General features: G+C 69.4%; 18 protein-coding genes and 1 riboswitch. Of the genes, 11 read left to right on the forward strand and 7 right to left on the reverse strand.

Features of this window, described 5'->3' with window-relative positions:
- Positions 1–33: 33 nt before the first annotated feature.
- Positions 34–867, reverse strand: a complete 834-nt coding sequence (locus ABAZ39_RS23685) for a tellurite resistance TerB family protein (protein ID WP_040136293.1) — start codon at positions 865–867, stop codon at positions 34–36.
- A 267-nt stretch (positions 868–1,134) separates the two neighbouring features.
- Between ABAZ39_RS23685 and ABAZ39_RS23690 the strand changes: the two genes are divergently transcribed.
- On the forward strand, positions 1,135–1,329 hold the full coding sequence (locus ABAZ39_RS23690) for a hypothetical protein (protein WP_040136296.1): 195 nt from the start codon (positions 1,135–1,137) through the stop codon (positions 1,327–1,329).
- Positions 1,330–1,380: 51 nt separating this feature from the next.
- Here the strand turns inward: ABAZ39_RS23690 and ABAZ39_RS23695 are convergent, their stop codons facing one another.
- Complete coding sequence (locus ABAZ39_RS23695) at positions 1,381–2,070, reverse strand: alpha/beta fold hydrolase (protein ID WP_040136298.1); 690 nt, start codon at positions 2,068–2,070, stop codon at positions 1,381–1,383.
- A 279-nt stretch (positions 2,071–2,349) separates the two neighbouring features.
- Here ABAZ39_RS23695 and ABAZ39_RS23700 point away from each other — a divergent pair, with 279 nt between their 5' ends.
- Together ABAZ39_RS23700 and ABAZ39_RS23705 are read left to right on the forward strand one after the other, a co-directional pair.
- Positions 2,350–2,703 (forward strand): hypothetical protein, encoded by a 354-nt coding sequence (locus ABAZ39_RS23700; protein WP_040136299.1) that lies wholly within the window; start codon positions 2,350–2,352, stop codon positions 2,701–2,703.
- A 59-nt stretch (positions 2,704–2,762) separates the two neighbouring features.
- Positions 2,763–3,188, forward strand: coding sequence for a hypothetical protein (locus ABAZ39_RS23705; RefSeq protein ID WP_040136301.1), 426 nt, complete (start codon positions 2,763–2,765; stop codon positions 3,186–3,188).
- A 26-nt stretch (positions 3,189–3,214) separates the two neighbouring features.
- Here the strand turns inward: ABAZ39_RS23705 and ABAZ39_RS23710 are convergent, their stop codons facing one another.
- Positions 3,215–3,778, reverse strand: coding sequence for a manganese efflux pump MntP (locus ABAZ39_RS23710; protein WP_040136303.1), 564 nt, complete (start codon positions 3,776–3,778; stop codon positions 3,215–3,217).
- 83 nt (positions 3,779–3,861) lie between these two features.
- Positions 3,862–3,983, reverse strand: a riboswitch (yybP-ykoY riboswitch).
- 218 nt (positions 3,984–4,201) lie between these two features.
- Here ABAZ39_RS23710 and ABAZ39_RS23715 point away from each other — a divergent pair.
- The 3 genes from ABAZ39_RS23715 to ABAZ39_RS23725 all read left to right on the forward strand — a co-directional run bounded on the left by ABAZ39_RS23715 (position 4,202) and on the right by ABAZ39_RS23725 (position 6,638).
- On the forward strand, positions 4,202–5,890 hold the full coding sequence (locus ABAZ39_RS23715) for a methyl-accepting chemotaxis protein (RefSeq protein ID WP_040136305.1): 1,689 nt from the start codon (positions 4,202–4,204) through the stop codon (positions 5,888–5,890).
- 16 nt (positions 5,891–5,906) lie between these two features.
- The gene (locus ABAZ39_RS23720) at positions 5,907–6,251 is read left to right on the forward strand and encodes a hypothetical protein (RefSeq protein ID WP_040136307.1); all 345 of its coding nucleotides are present in this window, start codon (positions 5,907–5,909) and stop codon (positions 6,249–6,251) included.
- 90 nt (positions 6,252–6,341) lie between these two features.
- Positions 6,342–6,638 (forward strand): DUF1289 domain-containing protein, encoded by a 297-nt coding sequence (locus tag ABAZ39_RS23725; protein ID WP_040136310.1) that lies wholly within the window; start codon positions 6,342–6,344, stop codon positions 6,636–6,638.
- 8 nt (positions 6,639–6,646) lie between these two features.
- Here ABAZ39_RS23725 and ABAZ39_RS23730 read toward each other — a convergent pair whose 3' ends face one another.
- Positions 6,647–6,829, reverse strand: a complete 183-nt coding sequence (locus tag ABAZ39_RS23730) for a hypothetical protein (protein ID WP_040136312.1) — start codon at positions 6,827–6,829, stop codon at positions 6,647–6,649.
- Positions 6,830–7,146: 317 nt separating this feature from the next.
- On the opposite strand from ABAZ39_RS23730, the gene ABAZ39_RS23735 reads away from it, so the two are divergent.
- The 5 genes from ABAZ39_RS23735 to ABAZ39_RS23755 all read left to right on the forward strand — a co-directional run bounded on the left by ABAZ39_RS23735 (position 7,147) and on the right by ABAZ39_RS23755 (position 11,648).
- Positions 7,147–8,052, forward strand: coding sequence for a DMT family transporter (locus ABAZ39_RS23735; RefSeq protein WP_040137184.1), 906 nt, complete (start codon positions 7,147–7,149; stop codon positions 8,050–8,052).
- 88 nt (positions 8,053–8,140) lie between these two features.
- The gene (locus ABAZ39_RS23740; RefSeq protein WP_040136314.1) at positions 8,141–8,926 is read left to right on the forward strand and encodes an SDR family oxidoreductase; all 786 of its coding nucleotides are present in this window, start codon (positions 8,141–8,143) and stop codon (positions 8,924–8,926) included.
- Positions 8,927–8,936: 10 nt separating this feature from the next.
- A complete protein-coding gene (locus ABAZ39_RS23745) occupies positions 8,937–10,550 on the forward strand; it encodes an alpha-amylase family glycosyl hydrolase (RefSeq protein WP_040136316.1) in 1,614 nt (537 codons plus the stop codon).
- Positions 10,547–10,843, forward strand: coding sequence for a GNAT family N-acetyltransferase (locus tag ABAZ39_RS23750; protein WP_014242492.1), 297 nt, complete (start codon positions 10,547–10,549; stop codon positions 10,841–10,843). The genes ABAZ39_RS23745 and ABAZ39_RS23750 overlap by 4 nt, the downstream gene beginning before the upstream one ends.
- A gap of 10 nt (positions 10,844–10,853) precedes the next feature.
- A complete protein-coding gene (locus tag ABAZ39_RS23755) occupies positions 10,854–11,648 on the forward strand; it encodes a DUF3108 domain-containing protein (RefSeq protein ID WP_040136318.1) in 795 nt (264 codons plus the stop codon).
- Between the two features lie 6 nt (positions 11,649–11,654).
- Here the strand turns inward: ABAZ39_RS23755 and ABAZ39_RS23760 are convergent, their stop codons facing one another.
- The 3 genes from ABAZ39_RS23760 to ABAZ39_RS23770 all read right to left on the reverse strand — a co-directional run bounded on the left by ABAZ39_RS23760 (position 11,655) and on the right by ABAZ39_RS23770 (position 19,435).
- Positions 11,655–12,254 carry an RT0821/Lpp0805 family surface protein gene (locus tag ABAZ39_RS23760; protein ID WP_051658458.1) on the reverse strand — a complete coding sequence of 200 codons (600 nt, stop codon included), beginning with the start codon at positions 12,252–12,254 and terminating at the stop codon, positions 11,655–11,657.
- 136 nt (positions 12,255–12,390) lie between these two features.
- Complete coding sequence (locus ABAZ39_RS23765; RefSeq protein WP_247881759.1) at positions 12,391–14,478, reverse strand: PAS domain-containing hybrid sensor histidine kinase/response regulator; 2,088 nt, start codon at positions 14,476–14,478, stop codon at positions 12,391–12,393.
- A gap of 10 nt (positions 14,479–14,488) precedes the next feature.
- The gene (locus tag ABAZ39_RS23770) at positions 14,489–19,435 is read right to left on the reverse strand and encodes a HAMP domain-containing protein (RefSeq protein WP_349619700.1); all 4,947 of its coding nucleotides are present in this window, start codon (positions 19,433–19,435) and stop codon (positions 14,489–14,491) included.
- Positions 19,436–19,499 lie beyond the last annotated feature (64 nt).

Raw genomic sequence — 19,499 nt, forward strand, 5'->3', positions numbered from 1 at the left:
AGGCGGCGGAAGGGGGCTTTGCGGTTGGAGCGGTCACGCCGCCTGGTTGAGCTGTTCGGCGCGTTGCGGGGCGATCTTCAGGCGGGTGGCGAGGTAGGTGAGATAGGCGCGTTCCGCCTCATGCTCGCGGTCCACCGCCATCAGCGAGGCCAGATAGACCTGCTCCGCCATGTCCGGATCGGTGACGGAGCGGACCAGCGAGTCGAGCGACTGCGGCTGGGACAGTTCCTGCTCCACGATCCGCCGTTCCTCCGGCCCGCCGCCGGCCTCGTCCAGGGCGGACATGACGCGCTGGCGCTCGGCCGGGGAAATCTCGCCGTCGGCGTTGGCGGCGGCGATCATGGCGCGGATCAGCAGCAGGGCGTGCTGGTCCTCCATGGCGAGTTCGGGAAAGGCGCCCTCATCGGCTCCCGACGGGGCGGCGTCGGGCGGGGGAGCGGTGCGCTGCTGGAAGACCTGGGACAGCCGTTCGCCCAGCGATCCGCCGCCGGAAGCACTGGCCCCGCCGAGGATGCCGCCCAGGATGCCCCCCGGCGTGCTGCCCGAACCGGACGACGGCGCCCCCCACGGACTGGTCCCCGGCTGCCCGGAGCGGGCCGGCGCCTGTCCGGAGGAGGGCTGTCCGGAGGACGGCCCCGACGGAGGCATATTTTGCTGCCGTTCCTGATAGGCGCGGTAGGCGAGATAGGCCAGCGCGCCCAGCCCGGCCATGGGGCCGACGCCCATGCCGCTGCGGGCGTGCATCGCCGGCCCGGCGCCCATCCCTGACCGGTTCAGGATCGCTCCCAGATCCTGCGGGCTCCTGCGGCTGTGCCCTCCCATACCGGTCGCCAGAAGGGTGCCGAGGATGTTCTGAAGATTCGCCATGACGCGCCTCTCTCCTTATCGGTGTCCGTGTCGATGCAGCTTCGCGCCTCATCAACAGACGAAAGGGATTGGCGTCACGGCACAGCTATCGGTGCCAATGATGGGCCTGACCAGCCGATCCCTCTTCTATGACGGCCTCTATGCCAGAGGTGGGGTGGCTTTCGAACAGGCTGTGCAGAACACTGACTTCCGCTATCGTGGCGCGCATCAGAGCGCAGCAAGCGCCAACGCCCGCCGGTCGGCGGGTGGCATTTGGAGGAGACGCCCATGACCTTCGACCGGCACGCGGAGCCGTCTCCGCTGGACCTGTCGCCGACACCGTTCGTTCCGCCGCCGGCGCCGGCCTGCGGGTCGCTGTGGAACGACTATCTCCACCGCCTGCTGGACACGGCCCACGGCTGCGTCGCCGCAAACGACGACGAGTCCGATCCGGAGCCCGCCTCCTGCTGCGCCGCCGGATGATGCCGTGAAACCGTGACCCTGAAACTGTGACCGGGAGCGGTCGGGTGCCCGTCAGCGGGCGCCCGCCGCCTCGATGATCACCGCCGCCACCGCGTCGGGCTGGGAGGCGTGCGGGATGTGGCTGGCCCCGATCTCCACCGTCCGCGCGCCGATGCGCTCGGCGGTCGCCCGCAGGAAGGCTGGGGGAAGCATCCGGTCCTCGCTGGCGACGATGTACCAGGACGGCTTGTGCTCCCACGCCGCGGCGGTCACCCGCGTGCGGAAACAGCCGGCATGGACCGGCCCCTGCGTCGCGGCCAGCAGCGCTGCCTCCGCCGCCGGCACATCCTGCGCGAAGTTTGCCGCCAAGCTCTCCGCCGACAGATGCAGATAGCCCGCACGGTCCATCGACACGCTGGACAGTCCGGGCGAGGGCGGGAAGGGCTTCAGCGTGTCGTTCGGCGACTGCCCGATCCCCGGCGCGAAAGCCGCCACATAGACCAGCGCCTTCACCTTGTCCTGATTCCCGATCTGGGTGATCACCGCCCCACCCCAGGAATGGCCGACCAGCACCACCGGTCCCTTGGCACGGTCGATGGCGCGCTGGACATGGGCGACGTCCTCGTCCAGCGAGGTCAGCGGATTCTGCACGGCGATCGCCTCCAGCCCCTGGGCCTGGAGCAGGGGGATCACGCGGCTCCAGGCGGAGCCGTCCGCGAAGGCGCCGTGGACGAGGATGACGGAAGTGGCGACCGGGTCCATGGACCGATTCCCGTGACAGTGACCGACCCTATCCTCTGAACACGCCCGCGCCCGCCTGTCCAGCGCGGAGCCTCCGCTTTTCCTCCCTGCGGAAAAGCCGCCCGGACTCTGGGGTCAAAGGATGTCTTGCTGCGGAGCGGGATGAAAATTTCGCAAAATCGCCCTTGAAGCTAAGATTGTTCTGGGATACGGTATACCAACAGTGAGGCGGGGCGATTGTCCGCCCCTTCCGCCAAGCCAGTCCGTCCGTATCGCCAGCCCGAGCCCTTGAGGTGAGCCATGGTCAAGACCCTTTCCGCCGTCCGTCCCGGAAGCCGCCCGAACGCCGTCCGCGGTGTCGAGGATGCCGCTCCCGCCGGCGTCGTGGTCGCCCTGCGCCCCGATCACCGCAATTCCGATCATCGGCAGCGGGCTGCGGTGCTGGCGGCGACCACCGGTGGGCGCGGCCCGCGCATGGACATGCTGACGATCACCCACAGCCGCGGCGCGGCGGAGGATCGCGGGGCGGAACTCATCCACATCGACGGTCCCTACGCGGATGTTCTGGCCTACATCGCCGACTCGCCGGAGTGCGTGGTCTGCTTCGACACGCTGCACGGCGGCATGGCCCGCGCGCAATTGTCCGTGCCCTGACCCGGCGTCTGGTCCTGCTGGAGAGCGAAACGATGAACGCTTGTATGATGAGTGATTGTGTGACGACGCCCTTCTCCGGGCAGGAACTGGCCTCCGCGATCATCGCGGCGGCGCTGTCGCTCCCATCGGCCAACGGCCGGCTGCATCTGCCCAACGGTGCCGTGCTGTGCGACCCGGCGGCGCTGGAGCGGGAGTTCGCGCTGGCCGCGCAGGGGCTGTCCCACTGGCTGGCTCAGAACGAGCCGCGCATCGCCGAGGCCGCGCGGGCCAGCCGGTTGAAGATCGGGGCTGGGGTCATCCGGGCCGCCGTGGCGACCCTGGAGCACGCCGGGCGCCGTTGCGGCGCATTGAGCGACCGTGGAGAGCGGACGCTGTCCATCGACTTCAGCGCGGTCTGCGACCGGGTTCAGGAGCGTCCGGGCCTGCTCGCCCAGACGGTGGCCGCCGTCGCCGCCGGCCACACCATCCACGCGGTCGCCGCCTGAGGAGGGCGACCGTTGGCGGTTGGGCGTTACAGAAGGGTGTGCTCGACCAGGATCTTGGTGCCGATGGCGAGCAGGCCGAGGCCGCCGATCAGCTCCGCCCGGCGCCCCAGCAGCGGGCCGGCGGCCCGGCCCAGCAGGACGCCGCCGAAGCCCATCAGGAAGGTGACGACGCCGATCAGGCTGGCGGTCACCGCGATGTTGACGTCCGCCATGGCGAGGCCCACCCCCACCGCGCTGGCATCGATGCTGGTCGCCACCGCCACGGTCAGCAGGGCCAGCCAGCCCGAGCGGGCGGCGGCGGCCTCGTCGTCCCCTTCCCCGGCGAGCGCGTTGCGGATCATCGATCCGCCGATCAGCAGCAGCAGGCCGAAGGCGATCCAATGGTCGATCGCCTGGACGAAGCCGGCGAAGGCCGAACCCACCGCCCAGCCGATGGAGGCCATCGAGAGCTGGCAGAGGCCAAAGGCGAAACCGACCCGCAACGCCTCGGACAGGCCGGGACGCTTCTGAACGGCGCCACGGCCCAGCGCCGCGGCGAAGCTGTCCATGGAAAGGCTGACGGCGAGGACGAGGGAGGTCACACCGAGCATGGCAACGAACTCCGGCCAAACGGACACGACAGCACGGCTACCCCCGGTTGGCCTTCGGGAGCGTCCGCACCATCGGTCTTGCCGAACCGGCCGGACTTTGTCCGGCTGCCGCGTGCGCCACGGGACCGCCTGAGGCAGGATGGTCCCGAGTCTGTTGGCGCACGCCCCTCTCGCAGGAGGGTGGCTACTCCCCAATGACGGGGCGGACCCTAACGCCGGAGAGTCTGGGTGTCAATCTATATGAACAGCTGTTCATATATATTTGAATCGCTCTAAAAAGGATGCGCCGCGCCCCGCCGTAGGTAAGGCGTGGTGCGGCCCGGAACGATTTGTTAAGAGCCTCTGACGCTTTTATGCCGCTGCGGTTCGTTGGGGTACGAAACGCTCGGATTCACTGGGCATCATTGGGCGCGGGGGTTCGCCATGGGGTTGCTGACGGGGGTCGGCTCGCTGTCGCTTTCGGGCAAGACGGTGTCGCTGTGTGTCGGTGGATTGGTCGTGTTGACGAGCGCCACCTTTGCGGTCAATGAGACGTTGCTGAGCCGCTATGCGGAGCGCATGGCGGTCGAGCGGCAGGAAACCAACATGCGCGTCGCCTGGGACGTGCTGAACCAGTACGGGCGCGACATCAGCGTCCGCGACGGCGCGCTGTACGCCGGCGACCGCGCGCTGAACGGTTTCTTCGAACCGGTGGACCGGGTGAAGGCGCTGGTCGGCGGCACCGCCACCCTGTTCATGGGCGACACGCGGGTCACCACCAACGTCCAGAAGCCGGACGGCGGGCGCGCCGTCGGCACCACGCTGGCCAAGGGTCCGGTCTATGACGCCGTGCTGGTCCGGGGGGAGCCGTACCGCGGGCAGGCCGACATCCTGGGCGTTCCCTTCTATACCGCCTACGACCCGATCAAGGACCGCTCGGGCAAGGTGGTCGGCGTGCTCTATGTCGGCGTGCCGAGGGCGGAGTTCTTCGCCCCGATCCGCGACACCCAGACGATGATCGGGGGGCTGGGCGCCGTGGTGACGCTCCTGGTGGCCGGCGGCAGCCTGCTGCTGTCGCGGCGCATCTTCCGCCCTCTGTCCGCCATGCGCGGTGCCATGGAGCGGCTGGCGACGGGGAACCTGTCGGTCGAGATTCCGGCGCTGGGCCGCAAGGACGAGATCGGCGGCATGGCCCGGGCGCTGAGCGTCTTCAAGGAGAACGCGCAGCAGGTCGCCCGGCTCGACGCCGCTCAGGCGGAGGAGCGCGCCCGCGCCGAGCGGGACCGCCGCGACGCGCTGGAGGCGGTTGCCCGCAACTTCGAAGGCACGATGCTGAGCGTCGTCGAGACGCTGAGCGCCACCACGGCCCAGCTCGAATCCAACGCCCAGCGCCTGCATGGCATCGCCGAGAGCAGCAGCGGGCAGGCCGCCGCGGTCAGCGGTGCGGCGGGCGAGGCCAGCGACGACGTGCGGACCGTGGCCGGCGCCACCGAAGAGCTGACGGCGTCCATTGTCGAGGTGTCCCGCCAGATCGACGAGTCCTCCCGCATGGTCCGCAACGCGGTGGAGGAGGTGGAGCGCACCAACCACACGGTCGAGGGCCTTGCCGCCGCCGCCGGCAAGATCGGGGAGGTGGTGACGCTGATCCAGATCATCGCCGCGCAGACCAACCTGCTGGCGCTGAACGCGACCATCGAGGCGGCGCGGGCGGGGGAGGCCGGCAAGGGCTTTGCCGTCGTCGCCAACGAGGTGAAGGGGCTCGCCAACCAGACCGCCAGGGCGACCGACGAGATCGCCCAGCAGGTCGCGGAGATTCAGGCGGTGACCGGCAGCGCGGTGACGGCCATCGGCGGCATCGGGCGCACGGTGGTCGCGGTGAACGATCTGGTCGGCCGCATCGCCGGGTCCGCCGACCGCCAGAACGCCACCACCGGTGAGATCGCCCGCAGCGTCCAGCGCGCCGCCGACCGCACGTCGGAGGTGACCCACAGCGTCCGCGACGTGTCGGCCTCCGCGCACGAGACCGGCACCATGGCGTCGGAAGTGCGCTCCGCCGCCGCCGATCTCGGCCGGCAGGCGCTGGCCCTGCGCGAGCAGGCCGGTGCGTTCCTGCGGCAGATCCGCTCGGCCTGAAGAAAGGGTTCCGCCCGTGTTCCGCAACCCGCGTTCGCTGCTGTTCGTGTTCTTCTTCGCGTCGCTGGCGGCCCTGCTGGTCTTCAGCGGCGACCCGCCGGACGGTGGGCGGACCGACGCGAACCGGGAGTTCCTGGCGGCCTGTGAGGCCAGCCCCTTCGCCGCGCAGAGCACCGGCTCCACCGAGGCGGCGGTGCGGGTGTGCTCCTGCATCCTGTCCTGGCACCGCAAGGAGGGCGAGGCCACCGGCCGGCCGCTTCCCGCCGCGCTCTATGGCGGGGAGGGGGGAGCCGGCGCCGCGGCGGTGGCGGTGGATGAGCGGGCGCGGGCCTCCTGCCTGTCCGGGCGCGTGACGCCCTGATCATCGCAGACCCGCTTTTTTGAGAATCGTCCGCAGGACGGGGCGGCCGGGGCTTTTCCTTCAGCCCTGCCGCACCCATCCTATGGCGCTATGAGCACGCACGACACCCGCAATCCCTGCACGAAGCTCTGCCGCTACGATGCGGCGGACCGCTGCATGGGCTGCTTCCGCACCCGCGCGGAGGTGAGGCACTGGAAACGCCTGCCGGACGAGACGAAGGCGGCGATCAACGCCCGCATCGCCGCGCGCGGCGGCACCGTCTCCAAGAGGGACGGCAAGCGGGCGAAGAAGCTCGACAAGAAAATCCACAAGCTGGAAGCGAAGCTTGCCACCCTGCGCGCCCGCCGGTCGGAGCTGGAGGGGTCGGTCGTCAAAGCGGCGGAGTAAACACCGCCTCACCCAATCCCGGCGTGCCGTTCCACATAGAGCAGCAGGGCAGGATAATAGTGCCTCTGTGACGCCGTCAGTTCCTGGCAGTAACGGCGGGCCATGCCGTTGGAAAGCCAAGCATCAAGCTCGCCGCTCTCGCGTTTCTGGGCGATGACGCGGTCGATCTTGTCCATGATCTTGTGGATCACGTCCGTTCCTTTTCGGGTGTTGATTTGCCGTGGGAGGGGCGGGCGCCGCAAAGGCGGCGCTGTCGATTGCCTGTTCAATATGAACCTCGGAGCGGCGGTGAGCTGCGCATTATGGGCATGCCTGCATACCGCATTGCACAAAAGTCCGTCCGGGCCATCGAGCCCACGCGCGGGTCTGCCCTTCGCAGGCGTTCGTTGACCGGCTTCCCGGCGCCGTCCCATTCTGCACGTCGAAGGAAGAAAAACCGGGAGGACGTGCGGTGGGGATGGCGGTGGACCGCCGCGCCGCCGCAGCCATCATCATGACCGCCATCGCCATGACCGAACGCCGCGCGGAGCTGGACGGCGCCGCCTCCGCCACGCTGGTTCTGCTCTGCCTGCTCTGGGGCCTGCAGCAGGTCGCCATCAAGGTTGCCATGACCGGATTCTCGCCGGTGCTCCAGGGCGGGTTGCGCTCGCTGGGCGCGCTGGCGCTGCTGTGGGCCTGGGCGGCGCTGCGCGGCATGCGCCTGTTCGAGCGGGACGGCACGCTGGGGCTGGGTCTGCTGGCCGGGCTGCTGTTCGCCGGGGAGTTCCTGCTGGTCTATGCCGGGCTGTCCTACACCACGGTGTCACGCAGCATCCTGTTCCTCTACACGGCCCCCTTCCTGGTGTCGGTCGGCGCGCATCTGCTGCTGCCGGGGGAGCGGATGCGCGGCGTCCAGGCGGCCGGGCTGGTCTGCGCCTTCGTCGGGGTGGCCGTCGCCTTCGCCGACGGGCTGCGCCTGCCGACGAACCACGAGATGATCGGCGACCTGATGGTGCTGGCGGCGGCGGTGCTGTGGGCGGCCACCACCCTGGTCATCAAGGGCAGCAAGCTGGTCCGCGCCAGCTCGACCAAGGTGCTGTTCTACCAGCTCGCCGTCTCCGGGGCGGTGATGCCGCTGGCCTCGCTTCTCATGGGCGAGGCGGGGGTGACGGCGCCCGGCCCGCTGGCGCTCGCCTGCCTCGCCTTCCAGATCGTGGTGGTTGCCTTCGCCTCCTACCTCGCCTGGTTCTGGCTGGTCGCCCGCTACCCGGCGGCCCGCCTGTCGGCCTTCACCTTCCTGACGCCGCTGTTCGGCGTGCTGTCCGGCGCCCTGCTGCTGGGCGAGCGGGTCAGCGGAAGCCTCGCCGCGGCGATGCTGCTGGTCTGCGCCGGCATCTGGCTGGTGAACCGCCGCGCGCCCGCCGCGGGCGCCTAGAAAGACGGGACACGGAAAGACGGGAACCGGCCCGGCCGCCATCGGTTGGCTCTGCTGTCCCAGCACAAGCAGCGGAGCCGGTTACATCATGGATTTGAACGGAAAAGTCGCCCTCATCACCGGGGCCGGGTCGGGCATCGGCAAGGCGTCGGCCACCCTGTTCGCCAGCGCCGGGGCGAGCGTCGGCGTGCTCAGCCGCACCGAGGACGAAATCCGCAAGACGGCGGAGGAGATCACCGCGGCGGGCGGCAGGGCCATCCCCCTGGTCGCCGACGTCGCCGACAGCGAGGCGGTCAAGCGGGCGGTGGACCGGCTGGTCCAGGAGTACGGGCGGCTGGACATCGTCTTCGCCAACGCCGGCATCAACGGCGTCTGGGCGCCGATCGACGAGCTGACTCCGGAGGAATGGGACCGCACCATCAACATCAACCTGCGCGGCACCTACCTGACGCTGCACCACGCGGTGCCGTATCTGAAGAAGGCGGGCGGCGGGTCGGTGCTGGTGACCGCCTCGATCAACGGCACGCGGGTGTTCAGCAACGCCGGGGCCACCGCCTATTCCTGCACCAAGGCGGCGCAGGTCGCCATGGTCCAGATGCTGGCGCTGGAGCTGGCCAAGCACCGCATCCGCGTCAACGCCATCTGTCCGGGGATGATCGACACCAAGATTCAGGACAACACCCAGGCGCGCAACACCGCAGAGGCCGAGGAGGCCGCCGAATATCCCGACGGCGAGATACCGCTGACCCGCGGCAAGCCGGGCAGCAGCGCCGATGTGGCGGAGCTGGCGCTGTTCCTGGCGTCGGACCGCTCGAAGCACATCACCGGCACGCCCGTCTGGATCGACGGCGCCGAGTCGTTGCTGATCGGCTGAGGAAGCGCTTATGGCGGACGGCTTCGCGTGGTGGCAGAGAGGGGTGATCTATCAGGTCTACCCGCGCTCCTTCCAGGATTCGAACGGCGACGGGGTGGGGGACCTGCCGGGGATACTCGCCCGGCTCGACCATCTCCAGGCGCTCGGGGTGGACGCGCTGTGGGTGTCGCCGATTTACCCGTCGCCGATGGCTGATTTCGGCTACGACGTGTCGGACTACACGGGCATCCACCCGCTGTTCGGGACGATGGAGGATTTCGACCGGCTGCTGGCGGAGCTGCACCGCCGGGGCATGAAGCTGATCCTGGATTTCGTACCCAACCACAGCTCCGACCGGCACCCGTGGTTCCAGGCCAGCCGTTCGTCGCGCAGCGATCTCAAGCGGGACTGGTACATCTGGCGCGACCCGGCCCCGGATGGCGGCCCTCCCAACAATTGGCTGTCGGAGTTCGGAGGGGGCGCCTGGGAATGGGACGCGGCGACCGGCCAATACTATTACCACGCCTACCTGAAGGAGCAGCCGGACCTCAACTGGCGGAATCCGGCGCTGCGCGAGGCCATGCTCGACGCGCTGCGCGTCTGGCTCGACCGCGGGGTGGACGGCTTCCGGGTGGACGCCATCCATCACCTGATCAAGGACGCGCGGTTCCGCGACAACCCGCCGAATCCCGGCTGGCGGGAGGGCATGTCGCCGGTCCGCCGGCTGATCCGCCTCCACACGGTCGACCAGCCCGAGGTTCACGACGCCATCGCCGCCATGCGCCGCGTGGCGGACGGCTACGACCCCGACCGGCTGCTGATCGGCGAGGCCTATCTGCCCATCGACCAGCTCATGGCCTATTACGGCGCCGACCTGACGGGCTTCCAGCTACCCTTCAACTTCCATCTGCTGTCCACCCCGTGGGAGGCGAAGGCGCTGGCCGCGCTGATCCGGACCTACGAGGCCGCCCTGCCGCCCGGCGGCTGGCCGAACTGGGTGCTCGGCAACCACGACCGCTCCCGCGTGGCGAGCCGGCTGGGGCGGGGCCAGGCGCGGGTGGCGGCCATGCTCCTGCTGACCCTGCGCGGCACGCCGACGCTGTACCAGGGCGACGAGATCGGGATGACCGACGTGCCGATCCCGCCGGACCGCGTGCAGGACCCGTGGGAGAAGAACATCCCCGGCCTGGGGCTGGGCCGCGATCCGGTGCGCACGCCGATCCCCTGGGACGGCGGTCCGCAAGGCGGCTTCACGACGGGCGAGCCCTGGCTGCCGCTCGGCCCCGACCACGAGCGGGTGAACGTCGCGGCGCAGGCGGCCGACCCCTTCTCCATGCTGGCGCTCCACCGCGCTCTGCTGGCCCTGCGGCGGGCGGAGCCGGCTTTGTCGGTCGGGCGCTACGAGCCGGTGTCGGCGGAGAACGACGTCCTGGCCTATGAGCGCCGTCACGGAACCAGCCGCTTCCGCATCCTGCTGAACCTGTCAGCCGGGGAGCGGATGGTGGACGCGGTGCCGGACGCTGCCCATATCCGGCTGTCCACCCATCTCGACCGCGGTGAGGAGCCGGTGTCCGGCGCCCTGCGCCTGCGGCCCGACGAGGGGGTGGTGATCGGTTTCGACGACAAGGGAAAGGGTGGGGAATGAGCGGAGACGTGAAGAACAACGCGGCCAAGAACCGCTACGAGCTGACCGTGGGCGACGCCACCGCGGTGGTGGAGTACGAAAAGCGCGACGGGGCCATCGTCTTCACCCACACCGAGGTTCCGGAGAGCATGGCCGGGCAGGGCATCGGCTCCGCGCTGGCGCGCGGCGCGCTGGAGGACGCGCGCTCCAGCGGGCAGAAGGTTGTGCCGGTCTGCCCCTTCGTGGCCAAATACATCCAGCGCCACCCGGAGTACCAGGATCTGGTCGTCGCGGAGGGCGGACCATCGACGTGAGGCGATCGCCGTGAAGCGGATTCTCCTGGCCGCCGGGCTGCTGATTCTTCTGCCGGCGGCGGGCCGGGCCGCCACGCTGGAGCTGGACTTCGCCGCCTATGGCGGCGGCGTCTCCCTGGCGCGCGGCAGCGTCGTGCTGACCGAGGAGGCGGAGGGGGGCGCCAGCCGCTACCGGGCGGCCCTGGAGGCGGAGGCGGTGCCCTGGCTCGGCCTCTTCACCAATTTCCGCTACCACGCCGAGTCCGCGGGACGGCTGGAGGCCGGCGCCGCCCAGCCGGACCGTTTCCGCGGCGAGCGCCGGCTGCGCCGCAAGCAGGACATCATGACGCTGTCCTTCGGTCCCGACGGGGTAGACGTGACGGCCGATCCGCCGCTGAGCCCCGACAAGGCGGCGCGGGTGCCGCCGGACAGCCGCCGGGGCAGCATCGATCCGTTGAGCGCCGGGGCGGCGGTGATCCTGACCGCCAGCCGGGCGGGCGGCTGCGGAGGACGCTATCCCGTCTATGACGGGCGCCGCCGCTACGACATCATCATGACGCCGCAGGGCAAGGGCGACCTGCCGTCGTCGCGCTACCGCATCGCCACGGGTACGGCGGAGGTCTGCGCGGTCACCGTCCGCCCGGTGGCCGGCTTCCAGGGCGACCGCGACCGGGACCGCTTCTTCGCCGAAGGGGTCGAGCGCAAGGCGACCGTGTGGTTCGCCCGCGCGCCGGAGAGCGGGCGCGTCGTCCCGGTGACGGTGGAGGTGCCGACCGACACCATGACGGTGCTGGTTCACACCGTCGGCGTGAAGGCTGGCTTGTAACCGGAGTTACGGGTTGGCGGCGAGGCGCCACTGGCCGTCGTCGCCGCGGCAGGCGGTGCCGGTGGCGGACTCCTGGCGGCCGTCGATGGTCACCTTGTGCTGGAACTCCTTGCACTCCCGCCCGGCGGAATCACGCCCGGCGCGGATCGGGGTGATGGTGCCGCTGGTGTTCGTGCTGTCCGGGCTGTTCCAGCGGATGGTCTGCCCGACCGGCGCGTCGAGCGCGCGGGTCTCCGCGCTCTGCGCCGCGTTGCGGCTGCCTGGGCTCAGCTGCTCCATCAGGTAGCCGCCGGCGAAGTAGCCGAGCAGGCCGCCGGCGCCGATGGCCAGCAGGTTGCCGCTGCCCTTGCCGATCTGCGACCCGGCGAGCGCCCCGACGGCGGCCCCGCCCAGCTTGCCCAGCAGGTCGTTGTCGATGCCGAAGGTGGTGTTGTTGCCGCCGTTGCCCAGCGGGCCGCCTTGCGGATTGGTCTGGGTCGGCGCGCCGTAACCGCCCTGGGTGAACACCTGCGCCGTGGCGGGCACGGAGGTCAGGGGCAGGGCGACGGACAGGCCAAGGCACAGGACCGAGGCGAAGCGAATCCCGGACAGGCGGACAGCGGACACGTCGGCTACTCCTTTATTGCAACGCGACCGTCATCTGAACACCACGGCCCCGCTCACGGTTGAGGCAAAAGGGCGACAATGGCCTTCAACAGAGACGGCCTTTGACGGAAATGATCTTTGACGGAAATGGCAATCGTCAGGCGCTCTTCAACTCCGGGAAAGCATCCGCCGCGCTGACGCCCAACGCCTTGCGGACGGCGCGGGCGAGGTCGCGGTCGCGGTAGGGCTTGATCAGGAATTCCGCCCCCGGCCCCTCGCCGCTCAAACCCCCGGCCACGCCATGGGCGTAGCCGGAGGCGTAGAGCGCCTTCAAGGCGGGATGGCGGCGCTGCGCCTCCTGGGCCAGTTCCAGCCCGTTCATGCCGCCCGGCATCACCACGTCGGTGAACAGCAGGTCCACCCGCGGCTCCCCGGCCAGAACGGCCAACGCCTCCGGCCCGTTCTCCGCCTCGACCACGGTGTAGCCGAGATCCTGGAGGGTCAGCACGGCGACCTGACGCACGTCGCGGTCGTCGTCCACCACCAGGATCACCTCGCCCTGGCCGGGCAGCAGACCGCTGTCCTCGGTGTCCTCCGGTGCCTTCGCCTGACGGACGGCCGCGGGGGCGCAGGGCAGGTGGAGGTGGAAGGAGGTGCCGCGGCCCGGCTCGCTCTCCACCCGGATCAGCCCGCCCGACTGCTTCACGAAACCGTGGATCATGCTCAGCCCCAAACCGGTGCCCTTGCCGATCTCCTTGGTGGTGAAGAAGGGTTCGAAGGCACGGGCCAGAACCTCCGGCGGCATGCCGCAGCCGGTGTCGCTCACGGTCATCCGCACATAGCGTCCGGGGCTCAGCTCCGCGTCCCCCTCCTCGGCCTCCACCATCGCGGTGGCGATGGTCAGCGTGCCGCCCGCCGGCATGGCGTCGCGCGCGTTGATGACGAGGTTCAGCAGGGCCGACTCCGCCTGGGTGCGATCCACCAGCGCCGGGCAGAGGGACGGCGCGCTGTCGATCTCGACGGTGATCGCCGAGCCCAGCGTGCGCTCCATCAGCTCGCCCATGTTGCGGACCAGCGCCTCCACGTCCACGCTCTCGGGGTGGAGCTGCTGGCGCCGCGCGAAGGCGAGCAGCCGCCGCGTCAGGTCGGAGCAGCGCAGCGACGCCTGCAGGGCCATCTCCACCCGACGCGCCGCCTTGGGGTCGTCGAAGGCCATGCGGCCCAGCCGCTCCAGGCTGCCGATGACCACGGTCAGCATGTTGTTGAAGTCGTGGGCGATGCCTCCGGTCAACTGGCCGATGGTCTCCATCTTCTGGACATGGGCGAGCTGGAGCTGAAGCTCCCGCGTGTCGGTGACGTCCAGCACCGTGCCGCAGAGTTCCGGCGGCCGGCCGCCTTCGCCCGGCAACAGCATGGCCTTTTCCAGGAGCGTACGGTACTGCCCGTCGGCGGCGCGCCAGCGGTATTCCACCGTGGACACGCCGCCCTGCCGCATCGCGTCGAACTGGACGGCGGCGCGCTCGCGGTCGTCCGGGTGCAGGCGTGATTCCCAGAAGCCGCCGTCCGTCAGGAAGCGTTCGGCGGGGAAGCCGAACAGCGCCTCGACATTCTCGGTGACGTAGCGGAAGGGCGTGCCGCGCTCCGGCCCGGCGGTGTAGAGCAGGATCGGCAGGGAGCGGGCGATCATTGCCTGCCGCTCCTCCGACCGGCGCAGCGCCTGTTCGGCCTCCAGCTTCTCGGCCCGCACGCGGTAGTTCTCGGCCATCAGCCGCTCGCGCAGGGCGGCCTGGCGCTTTACCTCCTCAGTCTTGCGGTACAGCTCGACGAAGACGGTGACCTTGCTGCGCAGGATGACCGGGTCCACCGGCTTGAACATGTAATCGACCGCTCCCGCGGAATAGCCGCGGAAGATGTGCATCTCGTCCTTGTTTATGGCGGTCAGGAAGAGGATGGGGATGTGCCGCGACTTGCGGCGGTTGCGGATCAGCTCCGCCGTCTCGTAGCCGTCCATGCCGGGCATATGGACGTCCATCAGGATCGCCGCGAAGTCCTGGTCGAGAATACGCTTCAGCGCCTCCTCGCCGGAGCGGGCGAGGATCACCGTGGCGTCGAGGTCGGCCAGCGTTTCCCGCATCGCCAGCAGGTTCCGGGGATCGTCGTCCACGACGAGCACGCGGACCTCCGGCGGCGGCAGTGTGGCGTCCTCGATTTCGGCGAAGCTGGCGGGCATGTAGGGGTGGGGCATGGGCTTCTCCTCACTCCCGTCCGGCATGGGTGTGCCCCGCGTCGTCGTCCTGCCGACGTCCGGCCCAGACCCGCAGCAGCGACAGCAGGTGATCGATGTCCACCGGCTTGGCGAGATAGTCGGTCGCCCCCGCCTCGATGCACTTCTCGCGGTCGCCCTTCATCGCCTTGGCGGTGACGGCGATCACCGGCAGCCCGCGCCCGGACGCGGTCGCACGGATTTCCCGGATGGTCTGGTAGCCGTCCATCAGCGGCATCATGATGTCGACCAGAGCCACGTCGAGGTCGGGGTGCGCCTTCAGCAGCTCCAGCCCCTCCGGCCCGCTCTCGGCGTGCAGCACCGTCATGTCGTGGGCCTCCAAGACGCTGGCGAGCGAGAAGATGTTGCGGAAATCGTCGTCCACGATCAGCGCCTTGCGCCCCGCCAGCACCGGGTCGCGCTGGCGGATCTGGTCGAGCGCGTTGCGCTTGTCGTCGGGCAGCCGGTCCACCGCCCGGTGCAGGAACAGCGCCGTCTCGTCGAGCAGCGAGTCCGCGGAATGGACGCTGCGCAGCACCACCGTCTCGGCGAGCCGGCGCAGCCGCGCCTCGTCCTCCGGCGCGATGGCGTCGCTGACATAGGCAACGACCGGCATCCAGGCGGTGGAGTCGCGGGTGCGCAGGCTGTCGATCAACTCGAAGTCGCTGGGCTGGGGAATCGTCAGGTCGAGCACCATGCAATCGAACCGCTCCTGCGCCAGCAGCGCGCGGGCGGCCTCGGCGGAGGTGACGGTGCTGATGTCGATGTCGTCACCGCCCCCGCCCCCGACGCCCTTGTCGTGGTCGATCAGGCCGGCGATGCCGCCGGTCTCTGGGTTGGGGACCTTCTCGACGATCAGCAGCCGGCGCTGGTGGCGCTCCACGAAGCCCTTGACCTTGGCGAGCGCCGCGAAGATCGCCTCGCGGTCGGCCGGTTTCTCGGTGTAGTCGAAGGCGCCCATGGCGAGGCCGCGGCGCCGCTCCTCCTTGGCGGAGATGACGTGCACCGGAATGTGGCGGGTGTGCGGGTCGCGCTTCAGCAGGTCGAGCAGCGCCCAGCCGTCGATATCCGGCAGGCCGATGTCCAGCATCACCGCGTCCGGCCGGTATTTGCGGGCCATCGGCATGGCCGGGCTTCCGGCGTGGGAGAGGATTGCCTTGAAGCCTTTCTCCCGCGCCAGATCGACCAGGATCGAGGCGAACTTCACGTCGTCCTCGACGATCAGGACCACCGGGTCGCCGGGGCGGATGCGCTCGCGGTCGTCGGCGACGGGGTGGTGCTGCGGCAGTGCCAGCCGCTCCTCCGGCCCCGGCACCACGATGGGCCGCGTCGGCGTCGGGAAGGGGGCCAGCTTCGGCGCCGGGTCGCCGTAGCGGGCGATGTCGAACTCCATCGGCACGTAGAGCGTGAAGGCGCTGCCCGCCCCGGACTCGCTCTGCACGCGGATCTCGCCGCCCAGCAGGCGGGCGATCTCGCGGCTGATCGACAGGCCGAGGCCTGTGCCGCCGTACTTGCGGCTGGTCGTGCCGTCGGCCTGCTGGAACGCCTCGAAGATGATGCGCTGCTTGTTCTCGGGAATGCCGATGCCGGTGTCGACGACGGTGAAGGCCAGCACCCCCTCCGCCGCGTTCAGCACGGGGTGGGCCGCGCTCCAGCCTTCGCTGGCCAGCCCGACCCGGAAGGTGACGCCGCCGGTCTCGGTGAATTTGAAGGCGTTGGACAGCAGGTTATTCAGCACCTGCTCCAGCCGCTTCTGGTCGGTCTGGATGGCCGCGGGCAGCGGTTGGGTCATGTCGATGTCGAAGCGCAGCCCCTTCTCCTCGGCGAGCTGGGCGAAGGTGCGCTCGACATGGCCGCGCAGGTCGTCCAGCACCACCGCGCCGATCTCCAGCGTGACCGTGCCGGATTCGATCTTCGACAGGTCGAGGATGTCGTTGATGAGGTTCAGCAGGTCGGAGCCGGCGGCGTTGATCGTGCGGGCGAACTCCACCTGCCGGGGGGTCAGGTTGTGGTCGCCGTTGTCCGACAGCAGCTTGGACAGGATGAGCAGGCTGTTCAGCGGGGTGCGCAGCTCATGGCTCATGTTCGCCAGGAACTGCGACTTGTATTTGGAGGTCAGGGAGAGCTGCTCCGCCTTCTCCTCCAGCGCCTCGTTGGTCTGGCGCAGCTTTTCCTGCTGGGCCATCAGCAGCTCCTCCGACTGGCGGAGCGAGGCGGCCTGATGCTCCAGCCGCTCGTTGGTGGTCTTCAGCTCCTCCTGCTGGCTCTGCAGCTCGGCGGTCAGGCGCTGCGACTGCTTCAGCAGCCCCTCGGTCCGCATGTTGGTGGCGATGGTGTTGAGGACGATCCCGATGCTTTCCGTCAGCTGCTCCAGGAAGGAGCGGTGCGTCTCGCTGAAATGGCCGAAGGAGGCCAGCTCCAGCACGGCGTTCACCTCGTTCTCGAACAGCACGGGCAGGACGATGATGTTCAGCGGCGCCGCCTCGCCGAGGCCGGAGCTGATCCGCACATAGTCCTTCGGCACGTTGGTCAGCAGGATCGGCTTCTTCTCGTGGGCGCACTGGCCGACCAGACCCTGCTTCAGCGTGAAGCGGGTGCCCAGCCCGTCGCGCTCCTTCAGGGCGTAGCTGGCGACCAGATCGAGAACCGGCTCGTCGCCATCGCGGCTGGTGACGTAGAGGACGCCGTGCTGGGCGTTCACCAGCGGCGCGATCTCCGACAGGATCATGTTGGTGACGGTGACCAGATCGCGCTCGCCCTGAAGCATCCGGGTGAATTTGGCGATGTTGGTCTTCAGCCAGTCCTGTTCCGCGTTCTTCTGCGTCGTGTCGCGCAGGTTGCGGATCATCTCGTTGATGTTGTCCTTCAGCGACGCCACCTCGCCCGACGCCTCGACGGCGATGGAGCGGGTGAGGTCGCCCTTGGTCACCGCGGTCGCCACCTCGGCGATGGCGCGCACCTGGGTGGTCAGGTTGGCGGCGAGCTGGTTCACGTTGTCGGTCAGGTCGCCCCAGACGCCGGTGGCTCCGGGCACCTTGGCCTGCCCGCCCAGCTTGCCTTCGATGCCGACCTCGCGCGCCACGTTGGTGACCTGATCGGCGAAGATGGCCAGCGTCTCGATCACGCCGTTGATGGTGTCGGCCAGCGCCGCGATCTCGCCGCGCGCCGCCACGGTCAGCTTGCGCTTCAGGTTGCCCTCGGCAACCGCCGTCACGACCTCGGCGATGCCGCGCACCTGACCGGTCAGGTTGGCGGCCATCATGTTGACGTTGTCGGTGAGGTCCTTCCAGGTGCCGGCGACGCCCTTCACCTGGGCCTGTCCGCCGAGCTTGCCCTCGGTGCCGACCTCGCGGGCCACGCGGGTGACTTCGGAGGCGAAGCTGTTGAGCTGATCGACCATCGTGTTGATGGTGTCCTTCAGCTCCAGGATTTCGCCCTTCACGTCGACGGTGATCTTGCGCGACAGATCGCCGTTGGCGACGGCGGTGGTCACGTCGGCGATGTTGCGGACCTGATTGGTCAGGTTTCCGGTCAGCAGGTTGACGTTGTCGGTGAGGTCCTTCCAGGTGCCGGCGACGCCCTTCACCTGGGCCTGTCCGCCGAGCTTGCCCTCGCTGCCGACCTCGCGGGCCACGCGGGTGACCTCGCTGGCGAAGCTGTTGAGCTGGTCGACCATCGTGTTGATGGTGTCCTTCAGCTCACGGATCTCGCCCTTCACATCGACGGTGATCTTGCGCGACAGGTCGCCCTTCGCCACCGCCGTGGTGACCTCCGCGATGTTGCGGACCTGACTGGTCAGGTTGGTCGCCATCGCGTTGACGTTGTCGGTGAGGTCCTTCCAGGTGCCGGCGACGCCCTTCACCTGGGCCTGTCCGCCCAGCTTGCCTTCGGTGCCGACCTCGCGCGCCACGCGGGTGACCTCGCTGGCGAAGCTGTTGAGCTGGTCGACCATCGTGTTGATGGTGTCCTTCAGCTCACGGATTTCACCCTTCACGTCGACGGTGATCTTGCGCGACAGGTCGCCGTTGGCGACGGCCGTGGTCACGTCGGCGATGTTTCGGACCTGATTGGTCAGGTTGCCGGTCAGCAGGTTGACGTTGTCGGTGAGGTCCTTCCAGGTGCCGGCGACACCCTTCACCTGGGCCTGTCCGCCCAGCTTGCCCTCGCTGCCGACCTCGCGGGCGACGCGGGTGACTTCGGAGGCGAAGCTGTTGAGCTGGTCGACCATCGTGTTGATGGTGTCCTTCAACTCGCGGATTTCGCCCTTCACGTCGACGGTGATCTTGCGCGACAGGTCGCCCTTCGCCACCGCCGTGGTGACGTCGGCGATGTTGCGGACCTGGGCCGTCAGGTTGGCGGCCATCAGGTTGACGTTGTCGGTGAGGTCCTTCCAAGTGCCGGCGACGTCCTTCACCTGGGCCTGCTCGCCCAGCTTGCCCTCGATGCCGACCTCGCGCGCCACCCGCGTCAGCTCCGCCGTCACGGTGACGAGCTGCTCGACCATCCGGTTGACCGTGCGGGCGGTGTGCAGGAAGTCGCCCTGGAGCGGACGCCCGTCGACCTCCAGCGGCATCGACTGCGACAGGTCACCCTTGGCGACCGCGCCGATGACGCGGGCCATCTCCTGGGTCGGCTGGGTCAGGTCGGCGACCATGGCGTTGACGCTGTCCACGCAGTCGCCCCAGCCGCCCGAGGCGGTGGGCAGGCGGACGCGCTGGCCGATGCGACCCTCCTTGCCGATGGCGACGCTGACCCGGCCGACGTCCTCCACCAGGGCTTCGTTCATCTCCACCACGTCGTTGAAGGCGGCGGCGATCTCGCCGTCCAGCCCGTCCAGGTCGAGCGGCAGGCGCACGGAGAAGTCGCCCTTGCGGAACTGGCGCAGCGCGCGCAGGAGAAGCTGGGGGGAAAGCCGGTCGTGAGCGTCGGTCATCGTCATGACGCGATGGTCCCTAAGAAGTCCAGGCCTGTGTCTCGGGTGTCCCCTTGCGCGTGGTCGACGG

The sequence above is a fragment of the Azospirillum argentinense genome, from assembly GCF_000632475.1.
Taxonomy (GTDB): Bacteria; Pseudomonadota; Alphaproteobacteria; order Azospirillales; family Azospirillaceae; genus Azospirillum; species Azospirillum baldaniorum.